Genomic DNA, 20,237 nt, shown 5'->3' with positions numbered 1-20,237 from the left:
GCGATGATCGCTCGGCTCTTAGGCGACGGCATCTGCGATGTACCCCGGCATCGTGATCGTGTCGAGGTGTTCAAAGATCTTCAGTGCGCAGGTTGTCTTGTTTGCACTGGCGGTCATGTGCTTCAGAAGGTCAACGTCGGTGGTGTAACGGGTTCCCAAAATCGCGTTGATGGTGTCACGACCGTTGGCGCCAACCAGCTGTGGCTCGAGGGTCTTACGGGTGGGGTCTTGCCCAACGTGCACGTGAATGTGCGGCACGGCCGTGTAGTCGCTGTAGCCGGCCTCGACAACCGCGGGGTCGGCTCCGTCGTTGTCCGTGACGACGTGCACCTCGATGCCGAGGGGCTTGGCGATGTCCAGGAATCGCTTGAACGAGAGTCCTCGCACGTTGATGACGTCGACCCCGTCGTGAATCGGCAGATTGCCGTGCTTGTCCTGGTAGGCACGCTGGACAACCAGCTCGTCAGACGGGCCCTCGACGAGAATCACCTTCTTGGCGAGAACCAACCGCAAGGTGTCGTAGCCGGAGAGCTTCTTGAAGTAGTCCAGAGTGCTTGCGGGCAGGTCAGTCAGGCGAAGCCCTGTCCTAGGTGTGAGCAGGAAGAGGCTGTCGAGGCCGAGCTTGTTGAGCACGTATGAACTGTGCGTGGTGATGAAGACCTGCTTGTCCTTGCACTTTTCGCTGATTTTTGCGACCAGTTGGTTGAGGTTGGTGAAGGAGAGGTGGTTTTCGGGTTCCTCCACGAGCACGATGTGGGCATCTTGGACCTTCCGGTTGAGCGCGAGCAGCACTTTCAGGCTGCTTTGCTCGCCCTTGCCGACGAAGCCGAATGGCAAGTCGTCGAGGTGAGGGACCAGGTTGCTCTCCCAACTCGACCGCTGGGAGACATCGATCGATAGCGACAGAGTGCGATCACTAACGTCTCCGGGCTGTCCCTCGAGAGACTTGTTGATGGCCTCGATCGAAGGGTTGCTGGAGAACTCTTCTCGGAGACTGCGGTAGGCGCGAGTCAACTCGACCCGCTCGCCGTCGGTGAGGTGGTTGTTGATGATTCCTTGCAGGTGGTAGTCGGCTCCGCTCGCCAGACGAATCGTCGTCGCGTCGATGAGCGAGGCCACGGCAGGTATCGAGCGGAAGGTGATCGCGTTTCCGCTGAATCCCAGCCACTGGACGTTGTAGTACTCCGTGGGCACTAGCCGAACCTGGGATGGGTCCTTGACGAACTCGGTGTACTCGCCGTGGTAGTCCGGGTTCAACGCGATCCGCACGCGGACGCCGGGGTCGTCCGTTCCATCGAGGTTGTTGGAGCCTCTGAGAATTGCCGGCGCGGAGGCCGAGTCGAGGAACAGCTCGATGAGGATCTCAGGAGGGTCAGGAGTGGCCCCTGCCGTTAGCGCCGCTATGTACTCCTCGGTCGTTTCAAGGTTGAACAGGAATGGTGAGAGCTCGCTCTGAAGGCTGCGGCCTCCGAGGCGCAGCGTCAGCGCTATCCCAATGGCTTCAAGAAGGGTGGACTTGCCGGCATCGTTGTCGCCAACCACGATGTTGAGGTCGGGAGCAAACTCGAGCTCGAATGACTTGAAGGTCCGATAGTTGCGTATGGCGATCTTCTTGAGCACCTGACGCTCCCTTCGGGCGCGATTGTCGTGTCCCTATTGCGGTACGCCCGTAGTTTGCAACGTCTGGTCGACCATGGCAGGGACGCCGAGTAGGTGTCGCTCGGGTTCGCTGTGCCAACGCCCGCTGGTCGACAGACGTGTGAACCTCGGGCGGAAGATCCATACGTCGGGGCAAGAGCTGTTCAGTCGGTGATGGCAGCCCGTCTGAGGCTCTGGAGCACGTCCTCGGGAGACACCTGCGAGTCGCGCAGCTTCTGGTATCCCTCAATGACCTCATCCGGATCCAAGCCTGCCTCTTCCGCCTCGCGACGCAGGTCAGCAACCTCAATGCCTTCCCTCAGCGCCTGCTTCACGGCCTCGGCATCCTGATGCTGCAGTCGCTTGGCCGCTTCCTGCTGTCCACGCCTCCACAGGTACCACCCTCCGCCGGCGCTTGCGATTCCGCCTCCAAAGAGGGCACTAGCGGCGGCGAAGAAGAGAATGGGGTGCGGAGCCGTTCTTGGCATCGCTGGGGGCATCTCCGGGTCCTTTCGTTGGCGCTCAGAGGCTGTCATGTCCGTGCCGCCATGGCTGGTGAATCGGAGGAATGGCGCGTCCCGGCTTCGATGCCAACTGCCCTGACATCGGCCATCAGTGGGCGAGCTGCATCTGCCGACAGGTTCGCTCATCTGTTGCGAGCAGCAGCAGCTCTGACCTGGGGAAGCAGCTCCCGTGAATTGGTCGCCGATAACTAACCTTATGTCAGGTAATCCTGACGAATCCCCTTCCCAACGTCAGGACTACCTGCCATGATAGCGACATGGGATGGACGACGGAAGACGGTTTGCACGAGGGCTACTTGGTGCCGCAGTTCGTTGATGGCCAGCGCGCTGTCGGGGTGACAGGTGGCGGGATTCCCGACGACCAGGTCGCCTCGGGCCCTGAGGCGCAGGCCGCTGACGGCAGCTGGTCGTACCCGACCCGGCCGGCCGGCGAGGTCACCGGTTGGGTGGTCTGCTGCGACTGCCGGACATCCGAGTCGTTCCGGTACACGACCTGGGTCGGCCCCGTGTTCACCCGGGTCCCGTCCAAGGCGCTGGAGGACCCGAAGGCCCTGCGGGTGTACGCCACCGATGAAGACGTCGTCTTCGTCTCCGACCGCGAGGACGTCCACGAGGTCGCCTACGACCTGTGGCGCTCCGAGCATGCGTTCGGTGCCGATGCCCTGGGTGAGGTCGAGGCTGCCGCTCGAGCAGCGGCTGCCGCCAAGGAGCGGCTTGATGCCGCGGTCGCGATCGCCAGGGCGTCGGGCGAAACGTGGGAGGCGATCGGCCGCGCGGCCGGCATGGCCAAGCAGTCCGCCCAGGGCCGGTGGGGCCAGGCCAACGCCGGATCGGCGGGAGACCGATGAGCACGACAGCTTGGACCGAGGGTCGCGTCGACGCACTCCTCGCGGCGCTCGACAGCTACGGGATGTCCATGTCCCCAGCGGCGGCCGAGGACCTGATCACCGAGCGCGTCGACGCGGTGGCACAGTTGATGCGGGCCACCAAGGCCACCGCGCGCCGCTACCTCACCGACGAGGCGATTGCCGGCATGGCCGAGTCGATCGCCTTCTCGCTGGTCGAGGAGGCCCCTGGTGCAGACCTCCACGGCGCACCCCGCACCGCGCCGGTGCCGTTGTACTACGTGGGGCGGATGGTCGCAGGGCTCGCCGAGGCCTGCCAGGTCCGCTTCGCCGAACGAGACGACCCCGAGCACGCGGAGACTCGCGTCACCGAGCTGGTCAAGTGCCTGTCGGTCCTCGGCAGCATCGCCAGCACCGAGCCGTCCCATGACGATGGGACCGAAGGCACCGATGGGAACGCTGGGATCACGGTGGCGTTCCCGCCGGCACTGCTGCGCCGGGTCGCCCGCTACCTCGACGCGGCCGCCGTCGCAGCCGAGGACGGAGCCACTCCCGCAGGCTTCGACGAAGATCCTGTGAAACTCGCTCGGGTCTTCCGTGACGACGCAACGATGCTGCGAATCCTCGCTGAGGCTGGCGGACCCTATGGCCGCCCAAACCTTGGAGCGCTGTGATGCACGGCTTCGCCCGTATCCACAGCCAAGGGCTGCACCGCTCCAGTGTCGGCGATGTGATGCAGACTCCACTCATGGCCAACGCCGCGCACTCCCCCGCCGCCGCGGCTGTGCAGACCAGTGACGAGGCTGGCCATGGCCGGTGAGCAGCCGTACGAGCACGTCGTCGACGCGTGGACCGTCGGCCAGCTGAGGGCTGCGCTCGTGGGATTGCCCGACGACCTACCGGTCATCGTCGACGTCGCAGAGGAACCCGGCGGCGACACCGTCGACGAGCAGGTGGTCATCAGTGCGGGCTTCGGACACGGCATCGCTGGCGACGGCACCGAGTTCGTAGGCCGCGAGTTTCGGATCGGCTGCGAGTTCCCGACCGGGCAGTACTACCGAGGAGGCCGCACATGACCAGCGAGGCCAACTACGTCGCGGCCGCCGCCCAGCAGTGGGCAGCCACCGACCCGCTCGAGCAGTGGGTCAATGCCGCTCCCCAGGGTGGCAAGACTCCGCTCGAGGAGACCATCCAGGAGTACCTCGGCGAGCACAATCCCTTCCCCGACGACTCCCGTGTCGACGTCCTCCGCAGGGACGGAACCGGCTGGGACCACGCCACAATCGTCGAACGGACCGCCGTCGACGAGTGGACGGTCGAGTACGACGACGGTGAACAAGCCTGGCGGGATCATCACGAGCTCCGGCCATCGACAGCTCAGGCATAAGGGATGTCCCGCGTGCTCTCGATGTACGCCACCGTCGAGGAGGCCCCGCCCGATCACCGTGGCGGCTATACCCTCGGCCGAGACGAGCTCGTCGTCGAGGAGAGCGACTACGACCGGGCCCTGGCGGCCGTTCAGCGGCTGGTGCCGGAGGGTTGGCGGATCATCGCCCTCCGGGTCGAGCGCGACTAGGCCTCCGGCGTCCAATCCGCGATGACCGGAATGCCGTACCGTCCTGACCGACCAGGCCGAGTAGGTCGGGCAATCATGGCGCCCACGCCCACGAGGACAGCGAGGCCTTCCTGATGACTCGGCATCCGGAGCAGTTCGACCGCGGAAGCAACGGCCAGCCCTACGACCCTGACGAGCCGCTGGTGGTGCGCTGGGCCGACGTCGTGGCGGCCCGCAATGCCGCCCATGCCCTGCTGGTCGTCCTGAACGACGATGAGGTGGACCTGGAGTCGACGACCCGGGCGGTGGGCTGGCAGGTGCGCGACTGGCTCCCGACCGCTGTCGGTCAGGGTCCGCACGAGGAACTCGGATCACGCGAGGAAGCCGTCGCTTGGCTGGAGGATCTGGTCCAGCGTCTGTGGACATGTCTGCCGTAAGAGCCGCTCCCCCGCCGAACACAGCGCCGCCCCGTGGCCAGGCCTCCCGCGCCGGGGGTTGGCCGGCCTCGTCGCGGAGCCCTGGGGTTTCAGCGAGAGGCAGACATGTGTCGGTGGGGTGTGCGAGGCTCCCCGCCTGAGAGCCCGCTGGCGACCCGAGACGCCCGCGGGCTCTCAGCCCATCCAAGTACCGGCCGAGGGAGACCGTGCGACGGCCCGGGCGCTCGCACTCCCCCAACGACGTGCTTCCAGCGTGGACGGGTCAGCTGCCTCGGCGGGCCGCCTTGCGGATCTGGGCAGTGACGTCGGCGACGACCTCGCCCAGCGCGAGCGGTGCCGAGTGATCTGCCAGCTGGTCGAGCAGTTCCTCGGTGGGCTCTTCGAGTTGTGGGGCGGCGTAGGCGTCCCACTCGTCGGTGGCTCGGTCTAGTCGGGCGTAGGCCTCGGAGTGGGTGGGCGCTGCCGCGTGCAGCCAGACGGACGCGGTCGTTGCTACCAGGTGCGCGAGTCGGGTCGCCTCGTCGTCAGTAGCCCGAAGTAGTTGACGTGCCGCCCGGCGTAGCTGGGCGGCCACATCGTGGGGTGCGGGCTCGTCGAGTGTCGGGGCGACGTACGCGTCCCACTCGCTGGTGGCGACGACCAGACGGCGGTAGGCCTCGGTGTCAGCCTTCGCGTGGCGCCAGGCGGATGCCGCCATCGCCACCTGCCGCTCGAGCAGGGCCGCCTCGTCGTCCATGGCCAGCAAGTGTCGACCACCGGGCGCCGCCACGGAAGACCTCCCGCTCCCCCACTCCCCCGGCGGCTTCTCGGCAGGTAGTTCCGGCGCGGATGTCCGATCCGGCGTGCGACCGGTTGCTTCTCCGCAGCAGAGCACCCATCTCACGAGGAGAGCAGCCCGATGAACCAGTTCCCGAACGACTCGACCGGCACCACCGGCGGTCCCCCTACCCAACCGGTCGTCGCGCTACGGGATCAGCTGACGCAGACCATGACGGCCGCGAACCACCTCAGGTCGATCCTCGCCACGGTGGACGACCCCGGCCGCAGGTTCGGTGAGCACCGATGAACGAGCGCGACGTGCTCGCCGCCGCCGACGCCGTCTTCGACGCGGAGCGAGCCCTGCGGCGGGCCGCTGACACCGTCGACGAGCTCGGCGACCTTGCGGCGTCGTCGCTACGGGTCCTCGACGATGCCGCGACCGACGCCTTCTACGCGCACCAGGAGGAGCGGAGGGACTTCTACCTGGAGTCCGCCGGCGACCACCTGGCGAGGCTGCGCAACAGGTCTGGCCTGATGAACGAGCTCGGCGAGGACCTCACCCGCCACCTCACCGCCGCCGGCGGCGCCATCGAGCGCGCTGGCTACGAACTCGCTCGTGGCACCGACGGGGATGACCGTGACATCGAGGTCCGGGCGTTGCGCACCCAGATCGACGTCCTCGCCGAGGTCGTGACGCTGGCGCGGCCGGTCGCGGACCAGATCACCCGCCACGCCCAGCACGCCGCCGAGTCGTCGGTGGCGACCGATGCGCTGATGCTTCTCGATACGCGTGTCCACCATGCCGGCCAGGAGGTGAACCGGGCTGACGAGGGTGTGTCGATGATGCGCTCGGTGATCGAGAGCGCGCAGTCGCGGGCGCGGACCTCAGCCGCCCTGGCCGGGTCGCTGAGCTACGCGGCCGCCCACCCGCCAGCCGCTCCGTCGGGCGGCTGGGCCACCACCAGCCAGCCGTGGTCCAGCGGTCCCCCGCAGCAGACCCACCAGCCAGACAAGCCGGGCGACTCCGGCATCGCCATCTGAACCCCGGAGAGAGGTTCACGTCATGGGTGATCGCACACCAATTGAAGTCATCGTCTACTCCTGCCCGCCGGAGCGGGTGAATGCCGTCCTCGAGGTCTTCGAGGAGTTCGGACTGGGACACGAGTTCGTGCTCCCTGGCGACCCAGCGCCGGGGCCCGCCCACGCCAGCCGACAGCGCCGGCTCGAGTTGGGCCGCGGGTACATCCACAGCGAGATCTCGGTCGGCTCCAGCGCGGAGATCGCCGCGGCGCTGCCCTCCGACGCAGCATGGAAGGTCTGGGAGGACCCGAAGTACCAGCACCTCGGCGAGGTGCACTTCAATCACCCCGACCTGGGTGTGTTCGTCGCGGACTGCGACGCGCAGGGCCGCCCCGTGTTCACCAGTGACGCGATCGACCGTCTCGTCGAGCGCACCGACGCCGACCGCGTACAGCTGGGGCACCTGACAGGCCGCACCTGGGGGACGGCGCTCGAGCAGCTCGGTTCGGCGAACAAGGGGATCGTGATCCCAAGCGATGCCCCTCCCGGATCGGCGCCGCTTCAAGCTGCCGCGCTCAACCAGCTCGCGTCCGGACCATCGCGGTGGATGCCCGCCGACGCCCCCGGACAGGCCCGGTCGACAACGGCCCCAGATCGGTAGCGGGTCGCTGTCCGATCCGGCGCGTGACCGGTTGCTTCTCCGTGAGAACGTGCCCTCCAACCCGAGCAGGTGATCGTCGATGACCAACGTTCTCAAGATCAGCTCGCACGACGAGCTGATCTCGTCCATCCCCCACACTCTGGGATTCACCCCCGTATCGAGCATGGTCTGTTTGGCTCTCGGCGACGGTCCCACCGCCCGCCTCGACATTCCCGAGTCCCCCGAGGAGATGGGTGAGTTCCTCCAGGCGCTCACCGACGTCTACCTCCACCGGCACCACCCCGACCGCGTCGCCCTCGTGGCGTACGGCGCGGACGGCCGCGCCTGCGTCCAGGCGCTGGCTGCCTTGGGTGAGGCTCTGGTCAACAGCGAGGTCCGCGGCCCCGACGTAGGGCCGGTGCTGTGGGTCAACGGCGAGGAGTGGACCGACCTTCTCGAAGGCACCCGCGGAATCGTCGACGCCGGCGCCCGCGCCCGGATCGACGCGGAGTTCGCCCTGATGGGCCGGGTCATGCCCGTCGGCCGGCGCGAGGACCTCGCCGCCGCGATGCAGGGCGACCCCACCGCGGTTGCCGAGCACCTGCCGGCCGCCGAGGCCCGCGCACTCGACATGGATGTGGCAGCCCGCCGGTCCGAAGTCGAGTGGCTGGGCGCACGGCTCGACCAGTTCCGCCGTGATCGGGAGTACCTCTCCGACGGCGACGCGGCCCGGGTCCTGGCCGTGCTCCACGACAGCGGCGCCCGGGACGCGGCGGTGTTCAGCATGAGCCGCGAGGACGCGTCCGTCTTCTCGGAGTTCTGGCAGGACCTCGTGCGGCGGGCGCCGAGTGAGGTGCGTGACAGCCCGGCGACGATGCTGGCGCTGAGCTCGTTCCTGGAGGGCAAGGGAGCGCAGGCGTGGACCGCCCTCGACCAGCTCTCGGAGAGCGACCCGTTGGCGGACCTGGTGGCCGCTGCCCTCGAGCAGGCCGTGGACCCGCGTGAGTGGGACCGTGCGGTGCCCGCGGCCGCCGGTGCTCTGATGCAGCAGGCGGCATTGCGCGACACGTTCGCGCAGGAGCGCCGCGCCCACGACCAGGACGCCAAGAACGCCCCTGGCGTTAACGATGCCGGCCCGGAGTCGTCGGTCCCGGGCCTCTGAGAAGGACGGAGACAGACCCGTGCAGAACACTCGCTCGCGACTGGAGACGCGCCTCGCGAAGCTCCTCGCCGCCACTCCCCCGCTCGCTGCTCGGCGCACGGCGGGACACACGAAGGTCGACTTGGTCTACCTCGACGAGGAGACCCAAGACCGCCTGAACAGCAGCCTGCGTGAGTAGGCCGCTGCCGCAGTTGTCAAGGTTCCGGCCCGGGGCCTGTGGATAGAGATTCGCAATCCACAGGCCGTCGGCGGTGCGGTTGCGCTGTCGGTGGTTCGGTGCACACTCAGAGTGGCAGTGTCGGCACGATCGGGTCGTGGCGGCTGGGCGGGGATTCATGATGGTCCCGCCACGAGGGGACGTGAGGAACATGCGGACGTCGACCAAGTTGATCCGCCTGTGCGCCGTCGTGCCGGCTGGTCTCGCCGGGAGCTTCGTCGCGGTCATCGGCCTGGGCTTCCTGCCCGGCGCTGGCCTGGTGTTCGCGTTCCTGGGCACGCTGCTGGTGTCGCTCGTCTTGGCGTGTGGCTGGTTGGAGGCTCCTGCTGCCCGGGTCTTCGGGTTTGCGCGAGGCCTTCGTCCCGGTCAGGGCGCCGTGCTCGCGCCGACGCTGGCGCTCCTCGAGAAGCTCGACCTCGCCCCCGGGCGAGTGCTGGTGCGGCTGGACGACGACGGAAGGCTGCCCGCTACGCCGATCGGACGGCGGACGGTCATCGTGGAGCCGTGGCTGGTGCAGGGCCTGTACGAGCGGCGGCTGACGACCGAGGATGCCGCGACGGCGATCGGGCACGCGGTCTCCAGCCAGCGGGTCGGCCCCTCCCGGTTCGACCTGGCGGCCCGGCTGTGGGCGCTCCCGTGGGCGTTGGTGTTCGTCGTTGTGCGGCAGATCGCGCGCATCTTTTCGTGGGTGCCGGCCGGCGGGTTCGCCTGGCACCTGCGGATCGTGGTCGGTGTCATCGTGGTCTTCCAGGGCTTCCAGCCGGGCGGGAACCCTGAGCTCGGGATCGCCAGCGGCGTGCTAGTGGCGATCAGCTACGTCGCACCAGCGGCCGATCGGGCCTGGCGTGCGGTGGTGCAGCGTGACGCTGACCGCATCGTCGCTCAGCGCGGTCTCGCGGGCTCGTTGGTCCAGCTCGCGCTGTGGCAGCACGGCTCCGCATCGTTGGAGCGAGTGCAGCGCATCAGCGCGGCGGCCGCCGAGCAGAAGGCCAAGCGCGAGAACGTCGAGGCCTCGACTCCCGATGAGCGTGGTGCGCTGGTGCTGGCGCACCCCACCGCGCTCCGTTGAGCCGGAGGAAGGACCACGCTCATGGATCATGACCTGCACCTCGAGGCTGACCTGTTGTTCGGGCCCTGCAACGACCCGAACTGCCCAGGTGCAGTCCTGGCCTCGCGGGAGTCGCGGCCTGACCTCGCCTGGCCGACCCGCGACCACCTGCGGCTGATCGAAGACGCTGACCAGTGACCCCGGCTGTTCAGGCGAAGGACCACGCCGCCTAGCACTGTGGGTGAGTGCGACATGGATCTGCTCAGTGGTCGCTGTGGGCCGTGGTGTGCCGATGGTCAGCGACGGGCGGGAGCGGCGGCATGTCCTCGGTGACGATCCACGTCCAGACCTCGGTGCCAGTGTCGCTGGCGATCTGGGCGGCGGTGTCGCGGTCCTCGTCGCTGAGGAGCAGGAACGCCGCGGTCGGGGTCTCGGTGTCGGTGAACACAAGGGAGGCCATGGGCGTGTCGGGAGCGAGGTTGTAGCGCAGCGACTTGGTGAACCTGCGGCGGGAGTCGAGCGCGGCGTCGAGGAGCAGCTTGTCGAGGAGCGATTCGTACGGCAGCCAGTGGCTGTCGGTCATGACGAGGGAGATCTCCTCGGCGGTGGCCAGTCCGGCGCGGCCCACGGAGAAGGTCGCGATCACCATCAGGTGGCCGTCGTCGTCGCTCTGCCACAGCTCGAGCTCGTCACCGAACCGCTTGTTGAGGCGGGCCAGGAGCGTGTCGTCGACCATAAGCGGCGCGTCGGGCAGGTGCTTGATGACCAGCTTGTGCCCGAACCGAGCCGACGCGATCTCCTTGAGTTCGCCGATGAGCATCATGAACTGCTGGCCGGAGCCGTGCTGCTGCATCGGCGCCCACGCGGAGAGCCGCCGCGCGGCGAGCTCGGTCTTCTTCTCGACGTTGAACGGCTCGGGGACGAACAGCCTCGTGGCGAGCGGCTTGCCCTTGGTGAACTTCCCGCGGGCTGCCTGGCGCAGGTACCAGGACACGATGCGCCAGTTGCGCTTGCCGTCCATACCGGGCGTCCAGGTCGCCAGGTCGGCTTCTTGCCACAGGTAGTGCAGGACAGCGCGGAGGGTTAGTCGGTTGGGGTCGGCTGCGACGGAGTCGGCCACTCCCCCGCCCCCGGCGCCGGTCGGGGCGCCGCGCTCGGCCTTAGACATGCGGAACCCGAGCTTGATGGCGGTCAGGCCGCTGTCGGCTTCCTCGGTGATCGCGCTGCCGAGGACCTGCCCGAGGCCGGAGAGCTCTTCGGGCGGCAGGTAGGAGGCGCAGCGGTGCGCGTGCTCGAGGCCGGAGTCGGGCATGCGTTTGATGACGTACTTGTCAGGCCCGATCTTGGCGACGTACATGGCGACGCCGTCGGGGCGGCACCGGCACAGAGGCCGGACCCGGTCGGTGTGCGCGGCCGCAAGGAGCTGCTGGACGTCGCGGTTGTTGATGTGGGTGATCCGGCGGCCGTAGAGCTCGAAGGTCTGCCGGTCACGGTCGTGGTCGCTGGCGTGGTCTGCCCGGCCGCTTGGCGGGGCGCTGTGTGTAGTGGTCATGCCCGGAGAAGCAACAAACCCACGCGCCGATCGGACGCCTCGCGCCGGACCGGCGGGAACTTTTTCCACATTTTCTCGCCGAGGTGTCCGATCTGCGGCCCGGGTGGGTGCCTTTCGTGGTGAGGGCGGTGGTGAGCCGTGGCGTGGGTGTCGCGGCCGGCGTCCTCACCAATGGGTTGGAGGTGCCGGTCGTGGCGCGAGGGCGTGCGAGTGTTGCTGACTCTGATCAGCTGGCGCTGTGGGATCTTGGTGAGGAGCCTGGTAACCCGGCCGGTGAGGTCACCAGCGAGGACGAGGGCCACGCGGGCAGCTCACTGCAGGTCGTGACGGAGGAAGGGGCTCGGGATGAACCCGTACGGGACGCGGATGCGGGAGCACTACGCGAAGCATCGGGCCACGGAGTTGGCGGCGATCGCCGATCCGGAGAGCTTCTTCGAGGAACTGGGGCTGCAGATCGAGACAGAGATCGACACGTTGGCGGACCAGATCGCCGGCCCATCGGACCCGTCGGAGGGCTACCTGGAGCGGGTGGGAAGGCTGACCGAGGCCAGGACGTCGGCGGAGTCGGAGGTCCTGCGGCAGCACATGAAGCCGGGCCTGACGACTCCCCCGAACACGTAACAACCGCGACAGACCCCGTCGTCGACATACAGCCGACGACTGCGACCGCTCCGACGGGAGCGCCGGCGGTGGAACCTGCCGGGCTGGTTCCTTCCGGGGAGTCGCTCCGGTTCCGGCCGGGCACGCAGCGGGACCTTGCACCGTCGACGCCGCGGGAGCGGCTGACCGCCAACGTGGCCGTGTTGGAACTGCTGGCCCAGCTCGACGAGAAGAACCGGCTCCTCTCCGCCCATGAGCAGGGCGTGTTGGCACGCTGGTCGGGCTGGGGGTCGCTGCCGGAGGTCTTCGACGACACCGCCAACCACAACGAGGCCGCAACGCGGGCTCGCGAGCTGCTGCAGGGCCGAGCCCGTGCGGCTGCGGCGCGTACGACGCTGAGCGCGCACTACACCGACGCGGCCCTGGTCAAGGCGGTGTGGTCGGCGCTCGGTACGGCTGGGTTCGACCAGTCCGCGGGCGGCCGGGTCCTGGAGCCCGGCTGCGGCTCGGGCACCTTCATCGGGTTCGCGCCCGACCATGTCCGCGACGTGGTCGGGGTCGAGCTGGACCCGACGACCGCGCGGGTGGCATCGCTGCTCTACCCGGCCGCGGACATCCGCGGCGAGTCGTTCGCTGAGACCCGGCTGCCCGAGGGGAAGCGGGACTTGGTGATCGGCAACGTCCCCTTCGCCGACGTCGTCCCGCATGACTCGACCTACAACCGGCTCGGGCTGAGCCTGCACAACTACTTCATCTACAAGAGCCTGCACCTGGTGCGTCCCGGTGGCGTGGTGGCGGTGCTGACGTCGCGGTGGACGATGGACGCGGCCAACCCGGCCGCGCGCGAGGCGTTCGCCGACATGGCGGACCTGGTCACGGCGCTACGGCTGCCGAACCAGACCCACCACCAGGCCGCTGGCACCGACGTCATCACCGACCTGCTGGTCTTCCGCCGACGTGTCGAGGGCGAGAAGCCACTGGACCTCACGCCCGGGTGGCGGAACCTGGAGCGGTTGCCGTCGTTCCGTGCCGGGACCGGGCTCGAAGACGCCGAGGTCAACCTCAACTCGCTGTTCGTGCAGCAGCCGGCCCGGGTGCTCGGCTGGCTCACCTCACGCTCGGGCCGGTTCGGTCCCGAGGTCGCGGTCAGCCCGCCGTTGGCGAGCGATGGCCATAGCCTCGCTGAGCGGGTCGCTGTGGATCTGGAGCGGCAGCTCGCCTTCGACCTGTCCAACTACGCCGACGTACGGCAACTGTTCACTCCTCCCCCGGCCACGACACGGCCGACGTCCACCCCGACGTCCAGACCGAGGCCGCCGCGTACGCCGGTCCCACGACCCCGACGTGGTGCTGTCGAGGAGGAGCCTCTGGTGCTGCCCGGGTCGGTGGTCCGGGCCGAGGGTCACATCAGCCTTGGTGAGGATGGCGGCTGGCTGCACGTACGTCACGGCGTCCCCGAGCCGCTGGAGGTGCCGAAGTCCCAGGAGAACGAGCTGCGGATGCTGCTGGGACTGCGCGACACGGTCGTCACGCTGTTGGAGGCCGAGGCGACCACGCCCCTACCAGGTGACCTGCCGACGGCCGCCACCCTGCCCAAGGGACCGGGAGCCGCGGCTGAGGAGCAGATGACGGCGCTGCGGGAGCGGCTGAACCGGCAGTACGACGCCTACGTCAAGCGGTACGGGCCGATCAACCGGGTCACCAGCCGCAACACCGGCCGGCTCGACCGGACGACCGGTGAGCCGGTGCTCGCGCAGGTTCGGCCCCGCCAGGGCGGGTTCCGCGGCGACCCCCACTCACCTGCTGTGTTCGCGCTCGAGCACTACGACTCCGCGACCGGCACAGCCCGCAAGGCCGACATCTTCACCGATCGGGTGGTCGCGCCGCGGGTGCTGCGCACCCGCGCGGACTCCCCGGCCGATGCGGTGTCGCTGTGTCTGGACACGTACGGCGAACTGCGCACCAGCGAGGTCGCCCGGCTGCTCGGCGTCGACGAGAAGCAGGCCACGGCCGAGCTGGAGTCGTTCGCGTTCGTCGACCCCGACACCGTCAAGCGCTCCGAGGGCGGCTGGACGGCCGACTGGGTGCCGCGTGCGGAGTTCCTGTCGGGGAACGTGCGGGCCCGGCTGACGCGGGTCGGTGAGGTCCTCGAGCAGCTGGTCGAGGGCGCGGCCGCGACCGGCGACGCGTCGGAGCAGCCGATGGTGCGCCGCCTCCAGGCTGCCGAGGCCGCGCTTGGCGAGGTGCTGCCCGAGGACCTGGGGCCGACCGAGATCGTCGCCCAGCTCGGCGTGCCGTGGGTGCCGGCGGAGACCGTGGAGCAGTTCCTGCGCGAGACTCTCGATGACCGCACCGTGGAGGTTGAACATCCGGGCGGATCGGTGTGGTCGGTGCGTGGCAACCGGCACTCGGTGGCCGCCCGGAACACGTGGGGCACCGAACGGGCGTGCGCGATCGACGTCGTCCAGGCGTGTCTGGAGCAGCGGCAGATCCGGGTCACCGACGAGACCCCCGACGGTCGGCGGATTCCGAACGAGACCGCCACGTTCGCCGCGCAGGAGAAGGCCGAGGAGCTGCAGGAGCGGTTCGCGACCTGGCTGTGGGAGGACCCCGAGCGGTGTCAGCAGTTGGTGCGCCGTTACAACGACGCCCTGAACGCGATCGTGCTGCGCTCCTACGAAGTCGACGAGGACAAGCACTACCCGGGCATGGCCCGTATCCAGGACGGCCGGCAGCTGCGGCTGCGGCCCCATCAGCACGCCGCAGTGGCACGGATGGTGGCCCAGCCGTCGGTGCTGCTGGCCCACGAGGTTGGAGCTGGGAAGACCCTGGCCGCGGTGACAGGCGTGTCGGAGCTGCGTCGCTTGGGGTTGGTTCGCAAACCAGCGGTGGTCGTGCCCAACCACATGCTCGAGCAGTTCTCCCGGGAGTGGCTGCAGGCCTACCCCCAGGCCCGGATTCTGACGTGCGGCACCGAGGACCTGGTCAAGGACAAGCGGCAGCTGTTCGTCGCCCGCGCCGCGACCGGCGACTGGGACGCGGTCATCATGTCCCGCTCGGCGTTCGAGAAGATCCCGGTCTCCAAGGACACCGAGGAGGCCTACCTCGACGAGCAGCTGACACAGCTGCGGATGTGGCTGGCCGCCTCCAAGGACGGCCGCGGACTGTCGGTCAAGCGGCTCGAGGGCACACTCGCGCGGGCCGAGGAGCGGCTGAAGGCGCTGCGCGACGTCGAACGCGACCCGGCGATCACCTTCGAGGCCACCGGGATCGACTATCTGTGCGTGGATGAGGCGCACGGCTACAAGAACCTCCGGCTGGCCTCCAACATCCCCGGCGTAGCCGTGGACGGGTCGAACCGGGCCACCGACCTGGACTTGAAGATGTCCTACCTGCGCGGGCGCCACGGCCGCAGGGTGGCGACGTTCATGACCGCCACGCCGATCGCCAACTCCGTGGCCGAGGCGTACACGATGCTGCGCTACCTCGCCCCGGCCGATCTGGACGCGGCGGGGATCAGCGACTTCGACACCTGGGCGGCCACCTTCGGGCAGGTCGTCACCGACCTTGAGCTCTCCCCGTCCGGGACGGGGTTCCGGATGAAGGCCCGGTTCGCGAAGTTCAACAACGTCCCCGAGTTGCTGCGGCTGTGGCACCAGGTCGCCGATGTGAAGACCGCAGAGGACCTCCACCTGCCCACCCCCGACCTAGAGGGCGGCCAGCCGGAGACGGTGGTGGTCCCGCCGAGCCAGGAACTGGTCGACTTCATGGCGCTGCTGGCCAAGCGGGCCGACGCGGTCTCCTCGCGGTCGGTCGATCCGAGCGAGGACAACATGCTCAAGATCAGTGGCCACGGCCGCGCGGCCGCGCTTGACCTGCGGCTCGTCGACCACCAGCTCGACGGCCTGGGGGCGTTCTTGGACCGGGAACCCTCCAAGGTCGACGCGGTCGCCGAACGTGTCGCCGGCATCTACCACGACCACGCCGACGTCGCCTTCGGCCAAGACCCGGAGCCGGGCGCCCTGCAGCTGGTGTTCTGCGACCTGGGCACGCCGACCGGTGCGGGCTGGAACGCCTACGAGGAGCTCAAGGCCCAGCTCGTCTCCCGGGGCGTCCCGGCCGGGAAGGTGCGGTTCATGCACGAGGCCAACAACGACCGCGCGAAGGCGCGGCTGTTCGAGCAGGCCCGCACCGGCCACGTGTCGGTGCTCATCGGGTCGACGGAGAAGATGGGCGTGGGCACGAACGTGCAGCGCCGCGCAGTCGCCCTGCATCACGTGGACTGTCCGTGGCGGCCGGCCGACCTGGCGCAGCGTGACGGCCGCATCATGCGGCAGGGCAACCTGAACGAGTCCGTCCAGGTGTACCGCTATGTCACCGAGTCATCCTTCGACACCTATCTGTGGCAGACGGTGGAGCGGAAGGCGAAGTTCATCAACCAGTTGATGCGCGGCCGCCTGGACGTGCGCGAGATCGAGGACATCGGCGACTCGGCGCTCTCCTACGCCGAGGTGAAGGCCCTGGCCTCAGGTGACCCGCGGATCATGGAACTGGCCAAGGCCGAGACCGATGCGACCAAGCTGGAGCGCCTGGAGCGGGCCTGGGCGGCAGCCCAGCGCAGTCTCGCGGCGACGATCCGGGAGGCCGGGCCCCGGTTGGAGCGGCTGGCGACCGACCGTGAGCAGCTCTTGGCGGCGATGCCGATGCGGCGCGACACCGACGGCGACGCGTTCTCGATGAGGATCAACGGTGCGGCGTACGGCAAGCGAGCCGACGCCGCCCCCGCGCTGCAGCGGGCCCTGCAAACGGTGCAGCCGTACCAGCGCGACCCCCTGCCGCTCGGTGACGTGGGCGGGCTGCACCTGCAGGCGTCCGCGGACTCGTGGCTGGGCCAGCCCCGGTACGTCGTCTCGCTCGTCGAGGTGCCGCGGGTGCACCTGCTCGTCGAGGCCAGCGACGTGCGTCAACCGAACATCGGCCTAGTGACACGGGTCGAGAACCTCCCCCGTCGCCTGGAGCGGGTGCTCGACGACGTCGAGACGGACACCACCAAGATCAACCGCGAAGCCGAGAGGGCCCACGCTGGCCTCGCCGATGTCTTCCCGCGCGCCGGCGAGCTCGCCGAGGTGCGCGCGAAGCGGGACCGGCTCTCGGCCGAACTGGCCGCCGACAGCGCCGAGCAGGCATCAGGCGAGCAAGCCGCTGAGCAGCACTCCGCGCCTAACGGATCCCAGCCCAACACTCCCACGACGGTGCCCGATCCGACTGACCAGGCGGGGCGGCCCGCGATCGCGCCGCCACCCCCTCCCGCGAGGCCGCGGTCGGACGAGGGTCCACGACCGCCCGCCCCTGCGGGGTGGTCGCGATGAGCACGGCGCGAGGTCCCATTTCTGTCCACAGGCGGCCTTGCACGGCGGTTCTCCACCGTTCGGGCGCGCCGGATGCGCCGTGCTGGCCGACTCTGCTCCACTGGTTAGCGGGGTCGAACCTGCTGCCGACCTCTCTCGAAAGGACCACGTCCGATGACTAGTCCCGCCACCTACAGCACCAGTGAGGTGTACGACGCGACGCCGGACTTCGTCTACGCGGTCTCGCTGCTCGCCGCGCTCGAGAGCGCGACCGGGCAGGAGGGGCACGCCATGGTGTTGCCGTTCCTGGGCATGGCCCGCGCCGAGCTCACCGACTTCGGGCAGCGGCGCCCAGCCCGCTACGTCCCCGTGCAGATCGGCGACCTGCGGTCCGGGCTTGCCGACCTCGAGCAGCGCCTCACCGCGCTCCTGGCGCACTCGCATGTGCTCCAGCACAGTCTCCGCCTCGACTGTGCTCGCCGGCTGCTGCGCCGCGGCGTGGCCGCTGTCGCCTAGGAAACCCTGCGATGAACGCGGCATCGGTCGGATCGTGCGCCTGCAGCGCCGTCCAGGGGGCCAGCGAGCTGGGTTTCTCATCGATCGCGATGCCGCTGATCGGCACCGGGAACGGCCACCTCTCCCCCACCACCTCGCTCACGGCGATCCGCCGCGGCCTCGACTCCGTCTTCTCGACCAGCGGCTCGCCCGCGGTCGACCTCGACGTCCTCGTGTGCACACCCGACAGGCCCGCGCCGGCGGCCTGACCTGTCTAGGACTGCACGTAGTTCACGTCAGGGGTCTCGGTGTCCGATCCTGCCCGTCGGCGGTTGCTTCTCCGGACATGACCAACGCGCTGCCCAATGATGCGACCTGGACTGACTACGTCAACGCGCACGGCGGCCCCGAGGCGGCGGGATGGTGGGTGACCCTGCGCTGGTTCGCCGACTCGGTGCACCCGCGACCGGAAGTCGTCGGCCCGTACTCGTCGCATATGGAGGCCGTAGCCGCCATGCAGGACTTGCCCCTGATCGACGGCTTCGCCGAGGACACCAACCGCGACGAGTGGCTCGACGACGTGTACGTGACCACCGATACGGCCTCGATCGCCAAGATGTGCGCCGACTACGGGCGCCGGGTGACGCTGATTGACCCGGGCGACCCGAGCCGCTTCGGAGACCCCGACCCGGGACCAACACCCGCCGTGCCATCGCCGACCACCGAATCGGTGCCGGGTCGCGGTGGTCTGCTGCAGGCCGGCGCACTGGACTCATCCGGCGCCGATCACGGCAGGCATCTCGACGATGGCGTCTGCGACGGGGTCGACCGCTCCCCCGCCCCGCCAACCCTGTAGGCGCACTTCTCCACAAGCATTTCCCGCCGCGGTGTCCGATCCGACACCGCGGCGGTTGCTTCTCCGGGCATGGCAACGACTTGGCCCGCCGTACAGCGACCGGCTGGTGGCCCGCGATGACGGTCTCCACCTATGGCGAGCACGCCGAGAACGCGGCCCAGGCGCTCAACGCCCTGATCCGCGACGACGTGATCCCGGCCGACGAGGCCGCGGTCGACCAGCTGCTGCACTGCCGCGAGGCCGTGGTCGACGCGCTGCGACAGCGGCTCTACGACGTCGGCCAAGACAGCTGGTACCCGCCGCCGGACCACCTTCCATCTCGTACGCCGAAACCGACACTGGCCGGGCTGGACGAGAAGCTCGCGACGCTGGTCGACAACATCGCGTTCGCGCTCCCCACGCTCCCGCTCGACGAGCGCCGCTCCCCCGCGGACTACCTCACGCCCGCCTCGACCGATCCGACGGTCGAGGCGTGGCGCACCGCGGCCATCGAGCTGCTGGCGGCCTCCCACGCGCTGTCGGCGGCCGCCGAGCAGCCTTGGCGCACCGATCCGGGCACCGGCTGGTGGGTGATGCGCGACGTGTCGGTGGCCCTGGAGGCGGTCCTGGTGCTCGACTCCCGCCTCGAGGAGGTCGGCCTGCTGGCTGAGCATCAGCGACCGGACTACGCGATGGGGCTGGACGAGAAGCGCATGGTGCTCTCCCAGACAGCCCGGGTCGCGACGTGGCACGCCACGAGCGCGAGCCCCGACGAGGCCACCCCGCGTCTCCGGCAGGCGGCGCCGTCGACGGTGGTCGAGCCGGTGTCGCTGGTCTCGACACCCGACGACCTGGCGGCCGCACAGCTCCGGCTTGCCCGGTTCCTGCGGCCACTCCACGCCTCCGACGCGTTCTACGCCCATGAGCCGGAGATCACCGCCGACTCCGCACGGCAGGTCACGGCCAGCCAGCTCTACCTGTGCCGTGCGTTCGCGAAGGCCGCCGGTCTCTCGCCCAAGACCAGCATGTTCGCGACGTTCTTCGAGGAGCGCGCCGAGGTGCTGGAGTCGTTGCAGCCCCAGATCAGCCACCTGGCCGACGTCTCAGAGGAAAGGGACCCGAACATGCGCCGCTTCTGGCAGCAAGGCGAGCTCACGTCCGCGGTTGCCCGGATGGAAGACCAAGGCGTGCCGATCCGGTTGCAGCCCACTCAGATGGTCGAGTTGGCGAAGGCGACCCACGAGGTCACTTACAACCTGGGCAAGGCACTGCGCCGCGAACTGCTGCGCGGCAACAGCAACCTGCTCGACGCCCACCCACGCCACCGCGACGGGCCGGTCCGCGTCGGCCGGCGCTCTCGGCTGGAGACCACGCTGACCGATCTGGTCAACATGCCCGCTCCCAACGAGCCGGTGGCCCGGTTCAGCAGCCCGCTTCAACGGGCCGCACTCCAACAAGCACTGAACCTGACCCCCTCGTCGTCGCGAACCCCGACGCCGTTCCCCGCGGCCCGCGCGGCGACGTACGACGCCCCAGCCTTCTGACCAGAACGAGGAGAAGCC

At 69.1% G+C, this 20,237-nt stretch carries 22 protein-coding genes; 18 read left to right on the top strand and 4 right to left on the bottom strand.

The annotated features are described in order from the left end of the window. Positions 1–18: 18 nt before the first annotated feature. Positions 19–1,620 carry an ATP-dependent nuclease gene (locus NOCA_RS00300; protein ID WP_011751471.1) on the bottom strand — a complete coding sequence of 534 codons (1,602 nt, stop codon included), beginning with the start codon at positions 1,618–1,620 and terminating at the stop codon, positions 19–21. 182 nt (positions 1,621–1,802) lie between these two features. Then, on the bottom strand, positions 1,803–1,973 hold the full coding sequence (locus tag NOCA_RS27300) for a hypothetical protein (RefSeq protein ID WP_158305603.1): 171 nt from the start codon (positions 1,971–1,973) through the stop codon (positions 1,803–1,805). 446 nt (positions 1,974–2,419) lie between these two features. Here NOCA_RS27300 and NOCA_RS25285 point away from each other — a divergent pair, with 446 nt between their 5' ends. From NOCA_RS25285 to NOCA_RS00270, 6 genes are all read left to right on the top strand, one after another. Next, on the top strand, positions 2,420–3,010 hold the full coding sequence (locus NOCA_RS25285) for a hypothetical protein (RefSeq protein ID WP_140403942.1): 591 nt from the start codon (positions 2,420–2,422) through the stop codon (positions 3,008–3,010). Further along, positions 3,007–3,681 (top strand): hypothetical protein, encoded by a 675-nt coding sequence (locus tag NOCA_RS25280; RefSeq protein WP_011751469.1) that lies wholly within the window; start codon positions 3,007–3,009, stop codon positions 3,679–3,681. Before NOCA_RS25285 ends, NOCA_RS25280 begins: the two co-directional genes overlap by 4 nt. A 135-nt stretch (positions 3,682–3,816) precedes the next feature. Continuing rightward, complete coding sequence (locus NOCA_RS00285) at positions 3,817–4,083, top strand: DUF6225 family protein (RefSeq protein ID WP_011751468.1); 267 nt, start codon at positions 3,817–3,819, stop codon at positions 4,081–4,083. Next, positions 4,080–4,394, top strand: a complete 315-nt coding sequence (locus NOCA_RS00280) for a tudor domain-containing protein (protein WP_011751467.1) — start codon at positions 4,080–4,082, stop codon at positions 4,392–4,394. Before NOCA_RS00285 ends, NOCA_RS00280 begins: the two co-directional genes overlap by 4 nt. A gap of 3 nt (positions 4,395–4,397) precedes the next feature. Further along, positions 4,398–4,583 (top strand): hypothetical protein, encoded by a 186-nt coding sequence (locus tag NOCA_RS00275; RefSeq protein WP_041545917.1) that lies wholly within the window; start codon positions 4,398–4,400, stop codon positions 4,581–4,583. A gap of 113 nt (positions 4,584–4,696) precedes the next feature. Then, on the top strand, positions 4,697–4,999 hold the full coding sequence (locus NOCA_RS00270; RefSeq protein ID WP_011751465.1) for a hypothetical protein: 303 nt from the start codon (positions 4,697–4,699) through the stop codon (positions 4,997–4,999). 262 nt (positions 5,000–5,261) lie between these two features. Here the strand turns inward: NOCA_RS00270 and NOCA_RS00265 are convergent, their stop codons facing one another. Next, the gene (locus NOCA_RS00265) at positions 5,262–5,735 is read right to left on the bottom strand and encodes a hypothetical protein (protein ID WP_041545916.1); all 474 of its coding nucleotides are present in this window, start codon (positions 5,733–5,735) and stop codon (positions 5,262–5,264) included. Between the two features lie 326 nt (positions 5,736–6,061). On the opposite strand from NOCA_RS00265, the gene NOCA_RS00260 reads away from it, so the two are divergent. The 6 genes from NOCA_RS00260 (at position 6,062) to NOCA_RS27755 (ending at position 10,043) form a co-directional block, all read left to right on the top strand. After that, positions 6,062–6,799: a hypothetical protein gene (locus NOCA_RS00260; protein ID WP_011751463.1), complete on the top strand. Its 738-nt coding sequence runs from the start codon at positions 6,062–6,064 to the stop codon at positions 6,797–6,799. Positions 6,800–6,821: 22 nt separating this feature from the next. Further along, positions 6,822–7,439 (top strand): DUF3145 family protein, encoded by a 618-nt coding sequence (locus NOCA_RS00255; protein ID WP_011751462.1) that lies wholly within the window; start codon positions 6,822–6,824, stop codon positions 7,437–7,439. A gap of 79 nt (positions 7,440–7,518) precedes the next feature. Further along, positions 7,519–8,580 (top strand): DUF4192 domain-containing protein, encoded by a 1,062-nt coding sequence (locus NOCA_RS00250; RefSeq protein WP_011751461.1) that lies wholly within the window; start codon positions 7,519–7,521, stop codon positions 8,578–8,580. Between the two features lie 19 nt (positions 8,581–8,599). Beyond that, on the top strand, positions 8,600–8,758 hold the full coding sequence (locus tag NOCA_RS27295) for a hypothetical protein (RefSeq protein ID WP_158305602.1): 159 nt from the start codon (positions 8,600–8,602) through the stop codon (positions 8,756–8,758). Positions 8,759–8,948: 190 nt separating this feature from the next. Continuing rightward, entirely contained in the window at positions 8,949–9,866 is a 918-nt protein-coding gene (locus NOCA_RS00245) for a hypothetical protein (RefSeq protein ID WP_041545914.1), read from the top strand. Positions 9,867–9,887: 21 nt separating this feature from the next. Further along, complete coding sequence (locus tag NOCA_RS27755) at positions 9,888–10,043, top strand: hypothetical protein (RefSeq protein WP_172419838.1); 156 nt, start codon at positions 9,888–9,890, stop codon at positions 10,041–10,043. A gap of 64 nt (positions 10,044–10,107) precedes the next feature. Here the strand turns inward: NOCA_RS27755 and NOCA_RS00240 are convergent, their stop codons facing one another. Next, positions 10,108–11,397: a DUF1173 domain-containing protein gene (locus NOCA_RS00240; RefSeq protein ID WP_011751459.1), complete on the bottom strand. Its 1,290-nt coding sequence runs from the start codon at positions 11,395–11,397 to the stop codon at positions 10,108–10,110. Between the two features lie 366 nt (positions 11,398–11,763). On the opposite strand from NOCA_RS00240, the gene NOCA_RS28080 reads away from it, so the two are divergent. The 6 genes from NOCA_RS28080 (at position 11,764) to NOCA_RS00215 (ending at position 20,219) form a co-directional block, all read left to right on the top strand. Next, on the top strand, positions 11,764–12,018 hold the full coding sequence (locus tag NOCA_RS28080; protein ID WP_238383339.1) for a hypothetical protein: 255 nt from the start codon (positions 11,764–11,766) through the stop codon (positions 12,016–12,018). Positions 12,019–12,191: 173 nt separating this feature from the next. Continuing rightward, positions 12,192–17,366 carry an SNF2-related protein gene (locus NOCA_RS00235; protein WP_238383338.1) on the top strand — a complete coding sequence of 1,725 codons (5,175 nt, stop codon included), beginning with the start codon at positions 12,192–12,194 and terminating at the stop codon, positions 17,364–17,366. Between the two features lie 153 nt (positions 17,367–17,519). Next, positions 17,520–17,861, top strand: a complete 342-nt coding sequence (locus NOCA_RS00230; RefSeq protein WP_011751457.1) for a hypothetical protein — start codon at positions 17,520–17,522, stop codon at positions 17,859–17,861. A gap of 11 nt (positions 17,862–17,872) precedes the next feature. Further along, positions 17,873–18,109 (top strand): macro domain-containing protein, encoded by a 237-nt coding sequence (locus tag NOCA_RS00225; RefSeq protein ID WP_011751456.1) that lies wholly within the window; start codon positions 17,873–17,875, stop codon positions 18,107–18,109. A gap of 77 nt (positions 18,110–18,186) precedes the next feature. Beyond that, positions 18,187–18,696 (top strand): hypothetical protein, encoded by a 510-nt coding sequence (locus tag NOCA_RS00220; protein ID WP_011751455.1) that lies wholly within the window; start codon positions 18,187–18,189, stop codon positions 18,694–18,696. 116 nt (positions 18,697–18,812) lie between these two features. After that, positions 18,813–20,219: a hypothetical protein gene (locus NOCA_RS00215; RefSeq protein ID WP_011751454.1), complete on the top strand. Its 1,407-nt coding sequence runs from the start codon at positions 18,813–18,815 to the stop codon at positions 20,217–20,219. Positions 20,220–20,237: the final 18 nt, after the last annotated feature.

The organism is Nocardioides sp. JS614, assembly GCF_000015265.1.
In the GTDB taxonomy this organism is placed as follows: Bacteria; Actinomycetota; Actinomycetes; order Propionibacteriales; family Nocardioidaceae; genus Nocardioides.
Note: the sequence above shows the minus strand (reverse complement) of the source record. Positions and strands in the feature narration are given on the sequence as shown.

What these genes read in the sequence shown, in the direction of transcription:
- NOCA_RS25285 (WP_140403942.1), top strand. Translation starts at nt 2,420, where the DNA reads ATGGGATGGACGACGGAAGACGGTTTGCACGAGGGCTACTTGGTGCCG.
- NOCA_RS00275 (WP_041545917.1), top strand. Translation starts at nt 4,398, where the DNA reads ATGTCCCGCGTGCTCTCGATGTACGCCACCGTCGAGGAGGCCCCGCCC.
- NOCA_RS00260 (WP_011751463.1), top strand. Translation starts at nt 6,062, where the DNA reads ATGAACGAGCGCGACGTGCTCGCCGCCGCCGACGCCGTCTTCGACGCG.
- NOCA_RS00230 (WP_011751457.1), top strand. Translation starts at nt 17,520, where the DNA reads ATGACTAGTCCCGCCACCTACAGCACCAGTGAGGTGTACGACGCGACG.
- NOCA_RS00255 (WP_011751462.1), top strand. Translation starts at nt 6,822, where the DNA reads ATGGGTGATCGCACACCAATTGAAGTCATCGTCTACTCCTGCCCGCCG.
- NOCA_RS00225 (WP_011751456.1), top strand. Translation starts at nt 17,873, where the DNA reads ATGAACGCGGCATCGGTCGGATCGTGCGCCTGCAGCGCCGTCCAGGGG.
- NOCA_RS00245 (WP_041545914.1), top strand. Translation starts at nt 8,949, where the DNA reads ATGCGGACGTCGACCAAGTTGATCCGCCTGTGCGCCGTCGTGCCGGCT.
- NOCA_RS00270 (WP_011751465.1), top strand. Translation starts at nt 4,697, where the DNA reads ATGACTCGGCATCCGGAGCAGTTCGACCGCGGAAGCAACGGCCAGCCC.
- NOCA_RS00215 (WP_011751454.1), top strand. Translation starts at nt 18,813, where the DNA reads ATGACGGTCTCCACCTATGGCGAGCACGCCGAGAACGCGGCCCAGGCG.
- NOCA_RS25280 (WP_011751469.1), top strand. Translation starts at nt 3,007, where the DNA reads ATGAGCACGACAGCTTGGACCGAGGGTCGCGTCGACGCACTCCTCGCG.
- NOCA_RS28080 (WP_238383339.1), top strand. Translation starts at nt 11,764, where the DNA reads ATGCGGGAGCACTACGCGAAGCATCGGGCCACGGAGTTGGCGGCGATC.
- NOCA_RS00250 (WP_011751461.1), top strand. Translation starts at nt 7,519, where the DNA reads ATGACCAACGTTCTCAAGATCAGCTCGCACGACGAGCTGATCTCGTCC.
- NOCA_RS00280 (WP_011751467.1), top strand. Translation starts at nt 4,080, where the DNA reads ATGACCAGCGAGGCCAACTACGTCGCGGCCGCCGCCCAGCAGTGGGCA.
- NOCA_RS27755 (WP_172419838.1), top strand. Translation starts at nt 9,888, where the DNA reads ATGGATCATGACCTGCACCTCGAGGCTGACCTGTTGTTCGGGCCCTGC.
- NOCA_RS00285 (WP_011751468.1), top strand. Translation starts at nt 3,817, where the DNA reads ATGGCCGGTGAGCAGCCGTACGAGCACGTCGTCGACGCGTGGACCGTC.
- NOCA_RS00240 (WP_011751459.1), bottom strand. Translation starts at nt 11,397, where the DNA reads ATGACCACTACACACAGCGCCCCGCCAAGCGGCCGGGCAGACCACGCC.
- NOCA_RS00265 (WP_041545916.1), bottom strand. Translation starts at nt 5,735, where the DNA reads ATGGACGACGAGGCGGCCCTGCTCGAGCGGCAGGTGGCGATGGCGGCA.
- NOCA_RS00220 (WP_011751455.1), top strand. Translation starts at nt 18,187, where the DNA reads ATGACCAACGCGCTGCCCAATGATGCGACCTGGACTGACTACGTCAAC.